Source organism: Wolbachia endosymbiont of Zygogramma bicolorata (assembly GCF_051130665.1).
In the GTDB taxonomy this organism is placed as follows: Bacteria; Pseudomonadota; Alphaproteobacteria; order Rickettsiales; family Anaplasmataceae; genus Wolbachia.
This window is the reverse complement of record NZ_CP149530.1, coordinates 471,402-485,578: the sequence shown is the minus strand read 5'-3', so window position 1 is coordinate 485,578 and position 14,177 is coordinate 471,402. Positions and strand designations below refer to the sequence as shown.

General features: G+C 34.9%; 13 protein-coding genes. 7 read left to right on the top strand and 6 right to left on the bottom strand.

What is annotated here, in order from left to right:
- Window positions 1–294 precede the first annotated feature (294 nt).
- Both tnpC and WKH12_RS02230 read right to left on the bottom strand, forming a co-directional pair.
- Complete coding sequence (gene tnpC, locus WKH12_RS02235) at window positions 295–1,650, bottom strand: IS66 family transposase (RefSeq protein WP_434732115.1); 1,356 nt, start codon at window positions 1,648–1,650, stop codon at window positions 295–297.
- Window positions 1,651–2,166: 516 nt separating this feature from the next.
- A complete protein-coding gene (locus WKH12_RS02230) occupies window positions 2,167–2,814 on the bottom strand; it encodes a heme exporter protein CcmB (RefSeq protein WP_253309720.1) in 648 nt (215 codons plus the stop codon).
- Between the two features lie 107 nt (window positions 2,815–2,921).
- Here WKH12_RS02230 and WKH12_RS02225 point away from each other — a divergent pair, with 107 nt between their 5' ends.
- Window positions 2,922–3,314 (top strand): TraR/DksA family transcriptional regulator, encoded by a 393-nt coding sequence (locus WKH12_RS02225; protein WP_253302608.1) that lies wholly within the window; start codon window positions 2,922–2,924, stop codon window positions 3,312–3,314.
- Between the two features lie 173 nt (window positions 3,315–3,487).
- Here the strand turns inward: WKH12_RS02225 and ubiB are convergent, their stop codons facing one another.
- Together ubiB and WKH12_RS02215 are read right to left on the bottom strand one after the other, a co-directional pair.
- On the bottom strand, window positions 3,488–4,918 hold the full coding sequence (ubiB, locus tag WKH12_RS02220) for a 2-polyprenylphenol 6-hydroxylase (RefSeq protein WP_434732534.1): 1,431 nt from the start codon (window positions 4,916–4,918) through the stop codon (window positions 3,488–3,490).
- Complete coding sequence (locus WKH12_RS02215) at window positions 4,915–5,655, bottom strand: metal ABC transporter ATP-binding protein (RefSeq protein WP_064124826.1); 741 nt, start codon at window positions 5,653–5,655, stop codon at window positions 4,915–4,917. Before WKH12_RS02215 ends, ubiB begins: the two co-directional genes overlap by 4 nt.
- On the opposite strand from WKH12_RS02215, the gene WKH12_RS02210 reads away from it, so the two are divergent.
- Window positions 5,647–6,528 carry a zinc ABC transporter substrate-binding protein gene (locus tag WKH12_RS02210; protein WP_434732533.1) on the top strand — a complete coding sequence of 294 codons (882 nt, stop codon included), beginning with the start codon at window positions 5,647–5,649 and terminating at the stop codon, window positions 6,526–6,528. The two genes, WKH12_RS02215 and WKH12_RS02210, sit on opposite strands and share 9 nt — an antisense overlap.
- 74 nt (window positions 6,529–6,602) lie before the next feature.
- Here the strand turns inward: WKH12_RS02210 and WKH12_RS02205 are convergent, their stop codons facing one another.
- Complete coding sequence (locus tag WKH12_RS02205; protein ID WP_434732532.1) at window positions 6,603–6,878, bottom strand: helix-turn-helix domain-containing protein; 276 nt, start codon at window positions 6,876–6,878, stop codon at window positions 6,603–6,605.
- A 25-nt stretch (window positions 6,879–6,903) separates the two neighbouring features.
- Window positions 6,904–7,104, bottom strand: a complete 201-nt coding sequence (gene rpmG, locus WKH12_RS02200) for a 50S ribosomal protein L33 (protein WP_064124823.1) — start codon at window positions 7,102–7,104, stop codon at window positions 6,904–6,906.
- Window positions 7,105–7,253: 149 nt separating this feature from the next.
- Between rpmG and WKH12_RS02195 the strand changes: the two genes are divergently transcribed.
- The 5 genes from WKH12_RS02195 to WKH12_RS02175 all read left to right on the top strand — a co-directional run bounded on the left by WKH12_RS02195 (window position 7,254) and on the right by WKH12_RS02175 (window position 14,048).
- Entirely contained in the window at window positions 7,254–9,017 is a 1,764-nt protein-coding gene (locus tag WKH12_RS02195; protein WP_434732531.1) for an Rne/Rng family ribonuclease, read from the top strand.
- Between the two features lie 87 nt (window positions 9,018–9,104).
- Entirely contained in the window at window positions 9,105–11,027 is a 1,923-nt protein-coding gene (gene dnaK / locus WKH12_RS02190) for a molecular chaperone DnaK (protein WP_264731144.1), read from the top strand.
- An 88-nt stretch (window positions 11,028–11,115) separates the two neighbouring features.
- The gene (locus tag WKH12_RS02185) at window positions 11,116–11,400 is read left to right on the top strand and encodes a BolA family protein (protein WP_253309613.1); all 285 of its coding nucleotides are present in this window, start codon (window positions 11,116–11,118) and stop codon (window positions 11,398–11,400) included.
- 7 nt (window positions 11,401–11,407) lie between these two features.
- Window positions 11,408–12,649, top strand: a complete 1,242-nt coding sequence (gene metC, locus WKH12_RS02180) for a cystathionine beta-lyase (protein ID WP_434732530.1) — start codon at window positions 11,408–11,410, stop codon at window positions 12,647–12,649.
- Window positions 12,624–14,048, top strand: coding sequence for a Mur ligase family protein (locus WKH12_RS02175; protein ID WP_434732529.1), 1,425 nt, complete (start codon window positions 12,624–12,626; stop codon window positions 14,046–14,048). Before metC ends, WKH12_RS02175 begins: the two co-directional genes overlap by 26 nt.
- Window positions 14,049–14,177 lie beyond the last annotated feature (129 nt).

Below are 14,177 nucleotides of genomic sequence, written 5' to 3'. Positions count from 1 at the left end.
TGATTTGAGTTTATGTCGCCACAGCAGATCCCGCTAACAAGCAGCGGGATGACGATTGTCAGGGTGTCATCCCAGTGCCTCTCTATAATGTCATCCCAGTAGCCCCTAATGTCATCCCAGTGCCTCTCTATAATGTCATCCCAGTAGCCCCTATAATGTCATCCGAGTAGCTGACACTGGGATCTCATTTCACTCTATAATAGCAGTGCTCCTTTCTTGTCATCCCAGTACTGATTAGCTATAAAATTTAAGAAATTTGTAACCGTTCACGGATTGTGAGAATGAATTAAAGAACTAAGCAGTGACAGCTACTAGATTCTGTAGCTTTTGAAAGGGGTTCTGGCCATTGAGACGTGATGTCAAAAATATCGACAACATTCTTTCCACGAATCTTTCTCCACGTTCTGACCAGGTGAAAAAGCTGTTTTTACGATAAATTACGTACCGTCTAATTTGCCGTTCTGCAAGGTTATTAGTTGTTTCTATCACTTCAGGTTTTCTTAAAAACTTCCACATCATATCCTCAGATCGTAACATCTTAGCGGCCATTCTTGAAGCTTGAGTGCTATTTGCAACCCTCGTCATTTTACGTAAAAAATGTTTTACCCTTTTCCGAATTTTTCGCACCAGTCGATAAAATCTCAAATTATCTATCAAATTTTGTTTTTTTGCCTTATCTACTACAAACACCTTATTGCTGAGCGATTTTAGTGCTTGGCCAATTTTGCTCACTTCAACATTTTTACTATGGGCAAATCTCTCAAAATCTCTTGCCAGATGTGCCCAACATATCTGTCTATTTTCATGATTGAAGTAATTGTATACAGCGTATCTATCGCTCACAAATATACCATCATATTCTGGCAGTAAACTCTTCAACACCTTCTTACCACGAGACTCGCTTACCTTCAGAAGTGTCAACGCTTTGTTTGTTATTACCCAACTCCAGCCTCTCTTTCCTTGATTTCTGTGCCCTGTTTCGTCTATATGCAAATACTCGCTTCCTTGCAACTCTTCCTTCATTTTCTCATATTCAGATGCACACTTCTTCGATACCCTGCGTTCAGTATTTGAGACTAAACCAAGGCTTATATTTAGATTAAAAATACTGCCCAAAATTTGCTGTACCTCTCTTTTTGAGTTAATAAAAAAGCCGCTAAGGCTGCTTATAACTGTTTTAGCATTGGGTCCTAGAAAATCTCTTGCAACACCTTCGGGTAAATTTGCTGTAATTCTTTTATTACATACTCTACAATGTCCTCTTTGCAACCTGTACTCAGTTACAATTGGCTTAATTTCTGGCAACTCTGCCTTCTGATGAATAATTTCATCTTCTAAAGTAATCTTACCTCCACACATACAAATTGTATCAATTGTGCATCTCACTACCTCGTCTGCAGCCATTAATTCACGCTTATGCACCTTATGTCCTGGCTGACCTCCTGGTTTTTTATCACTTTTCTTTTTTGCTTTCTTACGATATATATCTCGTGATGGTGGCAGCGATGAATTTTGCGAATTTAAGCCCAATTTGTCTTCTAATTCAACTATTTTTGCTTTCAAGCTATCATTTTCTCTGATCAGTGCTTTTATTTCTTCCTTGAGATTAGCGTTTTCTGCTACAACCTTTTCTTGCAGCACTGTTGTCATTTACCCATTCCATATTTAGCTTCCTATCTCTTTACACTTTTATACTTACTTTGTAAACCACCTTATCTCCGTGAACGGTTACATAAATTTACCAAATGAAAAAAAAGGCAAAAGAAGCCCCGTGGTGCGAGTTTTGAACTCTATATTACTGTAAGTGGCGCTGTAATAATGTGCTAACGCTTAAAATAAGCGCGATTTGGCTGAATGTAGAAAAAATAAAAAAGACATGCAGCCGCTATAATTTTATGTAATCCGCCAAAAAATACCCTAAGTTTTTTACTGAATTTTGTCATTGAGCCTGCAGGTCAAAAACAAGTTTTGAGTCAGAAATACCCTTACTGTCATAATAAGGGGGCTGACGGAGTTTGTCAAGCAAGTTTTTTCGTTTCTATGTTGTCAGCTACTTGCATGACACCATTTGTTGTAAACTCACTTTTTCTTGATTTTTTGGTTTATCTTGTCTACCTATTTTGCCACTCTGCTAAACGGATACCTACTGAATAACAGTAAGATTTTTCAATCCTGTTCCACAGCAAATTTTAATGCCATGTGAGTAGTTATAGTGCTGTTAACAATCAAAACGACAAAAATTAACATGGTGATTAGTAGTGTATAAATATTCAAGGACAAATTTTCAAATTGAGTTAGCATTTTAAAATACACAAAGGTTGGCATTATCATTGGCAAAACAAGGATTTGCGATACTCCTGATGCTAAGTTATTTCGACCAATCATCAATGCATTTCCAGTAGCTGAAATATTAATGATTATCAGCGTATTAAATAATAAAGACACTCCAACTGCTATTGAGTGTTCAATACTATTGCCTAGAACTGCAAAGCTGAATATGGAAGAAACCACTGAAATCGGTAGCCCAAATAATAACCAGTGAGCGAAAATTTTATAAGCAACTATAAGCCTAGAAGAGAGTGGCTGTACAAAGATTTGCTCTAATATTCCATCATGATAATCAGATGTAAACAAATTATTTGTAGAGATCTGCAAAACAAATGTAGCACATATCCATGTTAATGTTAACATAACTTCTTGTTTATTGTTGTTTTCAAGTGTAAATGAAGATAAACTTAACATTATAATAAAAATACATACTATATAGGTAAGGTTCTTACCATCTATTACTAATTTTTTTACTAAGTCGATCATACTAGGCTTTTAAATGTTTATTATAAATTATAGTGTTTACTTTGAGGGTAGTATAATTTTTTGTTCATAAGTTATATAGGTTTTATTATTTTTTTGATAATGCAATTATGGAAAAGTTACCGAAAATAAAGTCACCAGAGGATTATACTCCTTCAGAAGATGAAGAATATATGAGCGTAAAACAACTGGAATACTTCAGCTTAAAGTTACAATCAATACTCGCTGAGTTGGAGAAACAAGAACTAGAAGATAATAGTATTGATACATACTATTCTGATGGAGATAGTGGAAATGAGGAATTAATCAAGCGCCGAAAAGATAGAAAAGAAAAGATTAAGGAGGCGTTAGAAAAAATAAAATTAGGCACTTATGGTTACTGCGATGGAACAGGAGAAGAAATAGGAGTCGAAAGACTTAAAGCTAATCCGCTTGCTATATATTGTATTGAAGAGCAAGAGAGAGTAGAAAAAGAAAAGAACGTGTACAACATTAACGATTAATTTACACATAAGTGGTGAGCTATTGGGCTTCAAGAGGAGCAAGAGGCGGATCAGGACTGAAGTATGTTATGCTATAAAGAAAGTGGAAAATTGGACATTCTCAACTCGACTCCTGCTAGATTAAAAATTAAGTTGAATTAAAAATTGAGTTTGACGCAGTTTTTTCCCATAGTTTAAAAAATTAAAAATTTAACGATTAGAATTATAATTACAAACCACAGTAAAAAATAGACTTTTCCATTTGATTTATTTTTAACTTGGATGTTTTCTAATTTTTTATCAGCTATTAGGTTTAATTTTTCTATAAGGCTAAATATCCCTTGGATTGTTTTTACAGGATAAGAATTTCTAATTTTTTCCCTATACCCTATTTTACTTTCATGTTGACTGCTTATCCACGCTTCAACTACTTTCCACATATTGATTTCTGGGTAGATCTTTCTACATGTCCCTTCCAGTAAAATCATAGTTTTCTGCAGCAATAACAATTGTGTTTGAACTTTCATATCAAAATCACCAGTTATTTTTAATAGCTGAGCAAGTAAACTAGCAAATGAAATCTTCTGTATAGGCTGCCCAATAATGGGTTCACCTATTGCCCTGCAAGCTGTGACAAAATTTCTATGCTGTGATGAAACGTAACCAGCTTTAAAGTGCATTTTTGCAACGTGGTCATAATCCCGATTTAAAAAGCCTTTGAGTATCTCTATAACGTAATAGCATGTCTCACGATCTATTCTACCCATGATTCCACAATCCAGGGCAATAATATTGTTATTACTATCAACCATTAGATTTCCAGGATGCATATCAGCATGAAAAAAACAATCCCTGTATACCTGACTACAAAACGATTCTATAAGATTGATAGCTATTTGCTTACGATTATTCAGTTTTTCAACTTCGTATATTGGTGTTGCTTCTATCCATTCTAATGTTAAAACCTTTTTTGCAGTTCTATTCCAATCTATTTCAGGTACATAAAAACCTCTGTCATTTTTTGTGTTTTCCTTTAGTTCTGAAGAGTGAGCAGCTTCAAAACGTAGATCTAACTCTAATCGGCAAATTTCAGCAAAAGTTTTGACTAATTCAATTGGCCTCAGCCTTTTTGATTGTTCGCTAAATCTTTCTGCAATTTCTGCGAGCCAAGAAAGCATTTTTATATCCCTTGAGAATGTTTTCTCAATATTTGGCCTTAAAACCTTCACAGCAACTTCCTTACCCTCAGTTGTAACCGCTCTATGCACCTGAGAAATCGATGCTGCTGCAATTGGCTTTTCAGAAAAGCTTGAAAAAATGTCGCTCAATTTACAATTAAACTCACTTTCTATAGTTTTAACTGCTATTTTATGTGAAAATGATGGCAATCTATCACATATCAATAACAAGTTATTTGTTATATCCTCATTTAAAACATCAGTACGTGATGAGATAGACTGCCCAAACTTAATGAACACCGGACCTAATTTTTCAAGAGCACACTTTAGCTTATGGCCTTGTATTTTATTTATTGATTTCTTTGATGGTGGAAGTAAATAAGGTAATATATTGTAACGTGTCAGCACTGTAGTTATGTGCAGAAGACGCAAAATATTTTGAATCATTTTGCTGCGTAACTGCTAAATATTTCATTTAGGGTTCTATTTTTCATAATCTCATCAGGCTTGCCTTGGCAATAGATAGTATTATTTATACAAATTACGTAATCTGAGGATGGTAGAGCAGAGTTAAGATCATGAGAAGTCATAAGAATCGATACCAATCGTTTTTTTGCTATTTTATTTATAATATCATAAAATTTAGCCCGCGCGTTAATATCCATTGCACTAACTGGTTCATCTAGAATGATCAAGTCAGGTTCTGCAATTAAACAACGTGCAAGCAGTAGTAGTTGTGTTTGCCCTGCAGAAATTTCTAACACTTGATTCTTCAAAATGTTACCGATACCAACCAACTCTATCGCTTCTGTAATAATGGATTGATTTTTCTTTAGTCTTTTCAGGGAGCTATTTAAAAGGAAATATTCAACTGTTATTGGCATCAAATTACTAATACTAAAATTTTGCGGCATATAGCCAATTTTTATGTTGTCAGCAAATACGATACTACCGGTACAGCTTTTATTTATGCCAGCAATTGCTTTCACTAAAGAGGTTTTACCTCCACCATTTGGACCAAGTATTGTAATTACGTCTCCTCTTTCCATGAACATATTGATATTGTCAAGGATTCTTTTACCATCATATGTGAGAGCAAGATTTTCTATTTTTAGAACACGATTATTGACATTATTTAACTTTTTGGCAAAATTTAACTTCTTCTCAACGTTTATATGAGACATTTACTGCCTTTTTTTCTATTACTTTCATTTACACTATACTATAATATTGCCTTTTCATCCAATTTAAAAGTTGTAGCTACAATCAAACCTATCCACTCACTTGTAGCTTCTGTGACAGAAGGGATTTTAGAACCGGAATTGCTTGGCTATGCAACATCTGCGCATAATTATATATTAAAGCCGTCTGATGCGAGTAATTTGGAATCAAGTGATGTTATATTTTACACTGACGATAACTTAGAGACGTTTGTTCAAACTTTCGCCAAAAATAATAAAGAACTAGTGCAATTGTCAAAGGTAATCAACCTACTTCCTGCTCGGCCACATTCATTTTCTAGAAAAATTACCAATACTCAAGATGAAAAAGACCTACACATTTGGCTGAGTCCCGAAAATGCAAAGAGCATGGTACTTTTTATAAGTGCAACATTGTCTAAAATAGATAAAGAAAATTTCCATCGATACAACTCTAATGCAACAAAAGCCATAAAAAAAATAGACCAAGAAGTAAAAGAAATCGTGAAAGAACTGAATGATTTTAAAAATCAAAAATACATCGTCACTCACGATGCTTATCAATATTTTGAAAAATATTTTGGTTTAAATCACCCAAGCGCCATTCTTTCTATAGAAGAGGATTCGTACATAGGTATGAAGAGTTTAATGAAGCTAAAAAAGATAATAAAGGAAGAAAACGTTAAATGTATATTTGCTCATTCACAAGAAGATAGCATAAAGCCTAATGCTCTTTCTAATGACGCAAAAATGGTAGTTCTTGATCCTATTGGATCAGACATAGAGCCTGGAAAAGATGCATATCTAGCTATAATCAATAGCATTGCACAAAATTTCAAATCTTGTTTTGTTGAGTAACAAGTTCTTTTTAAAATGCCTCTGACTTACTGTTTTATTGTTCTGCATTTAAATCACCATTTGTCCTTTACATATTATACAGGTTTAGAATTATGCTTTATTCTTACGTTTATGTCTTGGTCCAATGCAATCAATAAGTTAAGCAAGTATTCTAAGGAAAACCCTTCGATTTTTGACCTATTGATTTGAGATACTTTAGGTTGATCAGTCTTTAGAGCGCTTGCTGCTTTTTTCTGTGTTTTGTACCTCTTACTTATTAATTGTGCAATGACCTTTATTAATTTCAGTTTTGTATCTTTTACATCCCCCAACTCTACTATTATAGGATAACTTAATTGTAAATTTTGCATAATAATAAAATTCCTTATAAAAAAACTACTTTAATTTTTCTTCTTTAAATAATACGTGCCTTCTGACTACTGGGTCATACTTCCTAAACTCCAGTTTTCTGGTGAGCTTTTTTGGATTACGCTTTTTTACATAAAAATAGCCAGTTGATTTTTCTTCACCAGTTTTTGTTATCTTGATTGCAGTGCTGACTAACTTAACGAGCAAAGAAGCATTTTTTTTCGCCATACTTATAATGATATAATAAATTCTATGCGAGTTTATTACGCAAAACACTAAAAGTCAACCGAATAATGCAGATCGTAAAATTCTTGACAATCAACAGTGCATTAAGTAGCATGAAGTTAACTTCAGAATGAAAAGCAAACGGTAAATAAGTGGCAAATAGTGGCAAAAGGTTATTATTGATAGAAAATTCTGCCTGTTCTAATGAGGTAAGAGTTGCCTTATCAGTTAATAATAAGGTTGTAGAATTTGAACAAGAATTCAAGGAAAAAAAACAATTAAGAGGTAATATATACGTTGCTTATGTAAAGCGTATAGAGCCTTCTTTGCAAGCCGTATTTATTGAATATGGAAAAAACAAGCAAGGTTTTTTATCTTTTTCCGAGATATCTCTAGATTACTTCAATATTCCAGAAAAAGAAAAGGAAACTATCTTTGAGGGCTACTCAAATGACGATTGTACAGAAGAAGCTTCAGCAAATGTTTCTTCAGATTCTGCAGCTAGTAGGAATGTCAACGAGTTAGGTAGTGGTTTTGTAAGAGAGGTACCTTTATATAAAAAATACAAATTACAAGATGTTATTTCAGTAAATCAAAAAGTATTGGTCCAGCTAACTAAAGAGGAACGAGGCAATAAAGGAGCTTCATTTACAACATACATAACTTTAGTGGGTAGATACTGTGTTTTCATGCCAAATTCCATGAGTAAAGGTGGAGTGTCTCGCAGAATTGAAGATGCTAATGTCAGAAAGCAGTTAAAGGATATACTGAGTTCAATAAACTTGCCAAAAAGATCAGGTTTAATAGTAAGAACTGTTGGTTCAGGAAAAGATAAGAAAGAAATTGAGCAGGATTACAATTACTTATCCTCATTATGGCAGAGCATTCAAAAAAATGCCTTCTCTGTAAATGCTCCATCATTAATTTACAACGAAGCAGATGTAATTATGAGATCTGTTCGTGATTTTTGTAGCGATGGTATAGAAGTCATAGTATCTGGGAAGGAAGCTTTTGAAGCAGTGAGACAATATACTAAAAATGCATTAAAAGGTAGTAAGTTGCGTTACAGATTGTATAGAGGTTCTATCCCAATCTTTACTTACTATGGAATCGAAGATCAAATTTCTGAGTTATATAGCAATAGGGTAGAGTTGCCATCTGGTGGGTCTTTGGTAATAACTTTAACTGAAGCGTTTGTTTCAATAGACGTAAATTCAGGAAAGATGACAGGAGAAGATAGCATAGAAGAAACAGCTTATAGAACCAATATGGAAGCAGTACCTGAAATATCAAGACAGGTGAATCTTAGGGGCCTATCAGGATTAATAGTAGTCGATTTTATTGACATGTTGAAATATCAGTATTGCAGAGCTGTTGAGTCTGCTATAAAGCAAGCGTTTAAAGACGATAAAGCTAAAGTTCAATTTAGCTACATAAATGACTTTGGTTTAATGGTATTTTCAAGACAAAGAATTAAACCAAACATACAAGAAATTAATACTACAGAGTGTTTACACTGCAAGGGTATTGGAAGAGTAAAATCGAACGAAGTAATTGTTGCATCGATACTAAGGGATTTACAACACATTGCTCATAGGAACCAAAATAAGTCTTTTGATTTAGTAGCGCATAGTGCGGTTATAGCGCATATTTTTAATAGTAAAAGGAATACAGTTTCTACAATCGAAAAAGAGTTTAATATTACATTTAACATTAGTATTGATAACAGTTTAGATGTAAATACATTTGTTTTAAAACAAGGAGATGATGTTAATTCAAACGGTTATAAGCCATTACAGAACTCTGGATACCAAATTGAGGATAGCAGCAATGAAGAAGTTGATAATTCAAATAAACTACGAGGCAATTTTTGGCTGACTAAATGGCTTTCGCGCTTTTTAAGTTCTAATAACTAATTAGAAACCCTAAATTGGGCTTGTAATTAATAAGTCCTATACTTATATATTCTTATATCAGATAATATTTACAATGGGGTACTCATTATGGGAAGAGCAATAGGCATAGATCTCGGAACAACAAATTCTTGTGTTGCAATAATGCAGGGCAAGGATACAAAGGTAATAGAAAATAAAGAAGGGGCAAGAACTACTCCATCTATAGTTGCATTTACTTCGTCAGGAGAAAGGTTGATTGGCGCTCCTGCAAAAAGACAAGCAACCACCAATGCAAGTAATACTTTTTTTGCTACTAAGAGATTAATAGGCCGTCAATACGGTGATTCTGAAATGAAAAATCTAAACGTGCCGTATAAAGTGTTTGCAGCAAAAAATGGTGACGCATGGGTTAAAACCACTGATAATAAAGAATACTCTCCTAGTCAAATTGGTGCATTCATACTACAAAACATGAAAGAAGCAGCAGAAGCTTATCTTGGAGAGGAAGTAAAAGATGCTGTGATAACAGTGCCAGCATACTTCAACGACTCTCAACGTCAAGCAACAAAAGATGCAGGAAAAATCGCCGGATTAAATGTGCTCAGAATAGTAAATGAACCGACTGCTGCAGCGCTTGCTTATGGTCTTGATAAGAAACATGGGCACACAATAGTGGTATATGACCTTGGTGGTGGTACATTTGATGTCTCAATACTTGAAATAGGTGAAGGGGTTTTTGAAGTAAAGGCTACAAATGGTGACACTCATCTTGGAGGTGAAGACTTTGATAACGCAATAGTGAGTTATTTACTAGATGAATTCAAGAAAAGTAATGGCATTGATTTGAAAAATGATCCAATGGCTATGCAAAGAATCAAAGAAGCTGCTGAAAAAGCGAAAATTGAATTATCAAGTGCAATGGAAACGGAAATAAATCTACCGTTTATTACAGCTGATGCAAGTGGTCCAAAACACTTAAATATGAAATTAACGAGAGCAAAACTTGAAAGCTTAGTGAATGGTTTAATCGAAAGAACTATGGCTCCTTGTAAAAAAGCTCTTGAGGATGCTGGTTTGTCTGCTAGTCAAATTGGCGAAGTGGTTCTCGTTGGTGGCATGACTCGTATGCCAAAAGTCATAGAGAAAGTTAAAGAATTCTTTGGCAAAGATCCACATAGAGGAGTAAATCCTGATGAAGTTGTAGCAATTGGAGCTGCAATACAGGCGGGAATCATTCAAGGTGATGTAAGAGATGTGTTACTACTTGACGTGACTCCACTTTCTCTTGGTATTGAGACTCTAGGAGGAGTATTCACTCCACTTATTGAACGTAATACTACTATTCCTACTAAAAAATCTCAGGTGTTTTCAACTGCAGAAGATAACCAAACAGCCGTTACAATTAAGGTACATCAAGGTGAAAGAAAATTGGCGGTTGATAACAAGCTACTTGGTCAGTTTAGTTTGGAAGGGATACCTCCTGCTCCTCGTGGAGTTCCTCAGATCGAAGTAACATTTGACATAGATGCAAATGGAATAGCACACGTTTCTGCAAAAGATAAAGCTACTGGAAAAGAGCAAAAAATACGCATTCAATCTTCAGGTGGTCTATCTGATGATGAAATAAATCGCATGGTAAAAGAAGCTGAAGAAAAAGCGCAAGAAGATGAAAAGCGCAAAAAGTTTATTGAAGTGAAGAATCAAGCGGATAGTTTAGTTCATTCTACAGAAAAGTCTCTGACAGAGTATGGTGATAAAGTTTCACCAGAAGATAAATCTGCTATTGAAAATGCAGTTAACGAATTAAAAGAAGTTAGTAAATCTGATAACATTGATGACGCTGATTCAATCCAGCAGAAAGTTACTAATCTTTCTCAATTATCTATGAAACTTGGAGAAGCTATGTATAATGCCTCACAACAAAATAGTGCTGGAAATGGCTTTTCATCAGAAGGGAATCCAAATGATAAAGAAGAAAAAGTAGTAGATTCTGATTATCAAGACATAGATAATAAGGAAGAGAATAAATAAGGGTGTATTGTTATATCACTTTTCCTGTCATCCCAGTGTCAGCTACTTGGATGACAAGAGGAGCATGTTGTTGCTTAAAGAAACCATTATGGATATTATTAAAACAATAGAAGAAAAGATACGCGATTCGATAGATGTAATTGATATCAACATTGTCGATGAATCAGCAAAGCATGCTGATCATTATTTTGCTTCATCTTCAACATTACCTTCGCACATTAAATTAATATTAATATCTGACGGCTTTATTGGAATGAGCATTCTAAAAAGACATAAGTTGATTTATGAGTTATTGAAGGGTGAGATAGAGCTAATACATGCAATTTCTCTTCACTTGTATACGCAAAACGAGTACAATTTAAAAAATAAATAATAAAAATGTGAAGGAAGAGTCTATATTAGTTAAAGCAGGAAGAAAATTTAATGACTATAAAGGTTCTATGAACCCGCCAGTTTATCATTCTTCTACCATATTATTTCCTACTTACAAGGACTACTTAAATGCAGCAAATGGAGAAAGTATATACGATGTAATCAACGATGGTGTTGCAAGGGATTATAGCTACAGTAATGTTGGTACTCCTACTGTCCATTATCTTTCAAATGCACTGGCTGAAATTGAAGGGAGTGGACAAGCGCTTATTTATCCTTCCGGACTATTTGCACTTACTTTTGCTATTTTGACTTTCACTAAAGCAGGCTCGCACGTTTTAATTCAAGATAATAGTTATTATAGGCTTAGGAGGTTTGCAGAAAATGAGCTACCAAAAAGAGGAACAGAAGTAACTTTTTATGATCCAACGCAGGATATAACTGATTTAATTCAGAGTAATACTTCATTGATAATGATCGAGACTCCTGGTTCTATAATGTTTGAGATTTCGAATATAGAGCATATAGTAAAAGTTGCTAAAGAACATGTAATCGTAACCGTTTGCGACAATTCATGGGCCACTCCTTTGTTATTTAAGCCGCTTGATTATGGAATTGATGTTGCACTATATTCAGTGACAAAGTATCTAGCCGGTCACTCAGATTTAGTTATGGGAGCTATTATTGCTGAAGGTGAAATTTTTAAATTGCTTTATGAGAGCTATAAAAATTATGGAGTAACCATTCAATCGCACGACTGCTACCTTGCACACAGGGGACTAAGAACACTGCACACACGTATGAAAAGGCACCAAAATACAGCAATGGAAGTGGCAAAGTGGCTAGAAGCACAGCAAAAAGTTAGAAAGGTTTTATATCCAGCACTTCCCTCCCATCCTCAACACGAATTATGGAAAAGTTACTTCAAAGGAGCAAGCGGCACATTCAGTATAGCACTGGATAGAGAATATTCATGTGAAGAACTAAGCTGCATGGTTGATCATATGAAAATTTTTAGTATTGGTGCTTCTTGGGGAGGGTGCGACAGTTTGATATTACCAGTAGATCGTAGATCTATGTCAAGATCTGTAATGAATTCAGATTGTGGTGGAAGTTTCGTGCGAATATTTTGTGGACTGGAAGATCCTGAAGATTTAATCTTTGACCTTAATGACGCACTAAAAAGGTTACCATGTTTAGACTTTCAAAACGATGAAGTAGGACATGAAACTGAGAGAATTACTGCATGATATTGTTGATGTTAACTTTGACGTTGAAATCAAGGGCGTTACATGTAATCCCAAGAGAGTCAAGGAAGGTTATCTTTTCGTTTGTGTGTCAGAAAGGGATAGGATTTACATAGATCAGATATTATCTTGTGGAGCTAAAGCGATAATTGCAAGTGATTGCATAACAAATGGTGTCATTCCAGTGCGTGACGCTGGAATTCATATTTTCCACCCAAATCCTCAAGAAATATACAGCGAAATAGTCAGCAGGTTTTATCAATTCAAACAGCCCAAATATGTTGCTGCTGTAACGGGTACGAATGGTAAAACTTCAGTAGTAGAATTTTGCCGCCAGATCTGGCAAAACTCTGGCTATAATGCTGCGTCTATTGGAACACTTGGAACATGCATCAATAATGGTAGAAAAGGTAATAGCAACAGTCTTACCACTCCAGATACAGATGACCTTTGCGCAACATTGCATGGTATAAATGTAGAACACTTAGTGTTAGAAGCATCAAGTCATGGGATTGATCAATATAGAATCCATCGATTAAAGTTGAGTGCTGCAGCTTTTACTAATTTCTCGCAAGATCATTTAGATTACCATAAAAATCTTGGTGAATATTTAGAAACTAAAAAAAGGTTATTTTACGAGGTATTACCAGAAGGAAAAACAGCGATTTTAAATGCGGATATAGATGAATACTACGCGTTGCTTAAGATAGCTGAAAAACGCAGCAACAAAATTATCACCTATGGAAAAACAGGCTCTGATATTACTTTATTGGAGCAAACACCAACCCCTAATGGTCAACACCTTACAATAAAAATTGGTGGTGAAATTTATGATACGTTTTTTCCGGTTCTGGGGCAATTTCAAGCATATAATCTGTTGTGTGCAATGGGTATAGTTACCTCGTCTGGACTGAATTACAGAGAAATATGCGTAGAAAAACTCGTTTCTCCACCAGGAAGAATGGAAAAAGTGAAACCTTTTGCATTTGTGGATTATGCTCATACTCCAAGTGCGCTTAAACAAGCCCTATTGTCTTTAAAATGGCACTTCAATAAAAAAATAATTCTAGTTTTTGGTTGTGGTGGCAATCGTGATCAAACAAAACGCGCAGAAATGGGTAAAGTAGCACAAATATATGCAGACAAAGTGATAATCACGGATGACAATCCGCGTGATGAGAATCCTGCAGAAATTCGTCGTGGTATTTTACTACATTGCCCTAATGCGCTAGAGATAGAAGATAGAAGAGAAGCTATAGAGAAAGGAGTAGATATTGCCTATAACGAGGGTATGATTCTGCTAGTTGCAGGAAAGGGGCACGAAAGATTTCAAATCATAGGGAATCAAACCTTTGAGTTTAGTGATGTTGAGGTTATTAAAAATCATGCCTTAACATACTGATTTTCACAATGGGCTTACCTCCGTATCTGTTCAGGGACGTGGCTAATGTGCGAATATTGAAGCAAAAGTGATGTCATCCCAGTGCTTGACACTGGGATCCAGGAAAAAAAGAGCATAGATCCAGTGGAT

Coding starts and splice junctions, on each gene's coding strand:
- tnpC (WP_434732115.1), bottom strand. CDS start 1,650: ATGACAACAGTGCTGCAAGAAAAGGTTGTAGCAGAAAACGCTAATCTC.
- WKH12_RS02230 (WP_253309720.1), bottom strand. CDS start 2,814: ATGATCGACTTAGTAAAAAAATTAGTAATAGATGGTAAGAACCTTACC.
- WKH12_RS02225 (WP_253302608.1), top strand. CDS start 2,922: ATGGAAAAGTTACCGAAAATAAAGTCACCAGAGGATTATACTCCTTCA.
- ubiB (WP_434732534.1), bottom strand. CDS start 4,918: ATGATTCAAAATATTTTGCGTCTTCTGCACATAACTACAGTGCTGACA.
- WKH12_RS02210 (WP_434732533.1), top strand. CDS start 5,647: ATGAGACATTTACTGCCTTTTTTTCTATTACTTTCATTTACACTATAC.
- WKH12_RS02215 (WP_064124826.1), bottom strand. CDS start 5,655: ATGTCTCATATAAACGTTGAGAAGAAGTTAAATTTTGCCAAAAAGTTA.
- WKH12_RS02205 (WP_434732532.1), bottom strand. CDS start 6,878: ATGCAAAATTTACAATTAAGTTATCCTATAATAGTAGAGTTGGGGGAT.
- rpmG (WP_064124823.1), bottom strand. CDS start 7,104: ATGGCGAAAAAAAATGCTTCTTTGCTCGTTAAGTTAGTCAGCACTGCA.
- dnaK (WP_264731144.1), top strand. CDS start 9,105: ATGGGAAGAGCAATAGGCATAGATCTCGGAACAACAAATTCTTGTGTT.
- WKH12_RS02185 (WP_253309613.1), top strand. CDS start 11,116: ATGGATATTATTAAAACAATAGAAGAAAAGATACGCGATTCGATAGAT.
- WKH12_RS02175 (WP_434732529.1), top strand. CDS start 12,624: ATGAAACTGAGAGAATTACTGCATGATATTGTTGATGTTAACTTTGAC.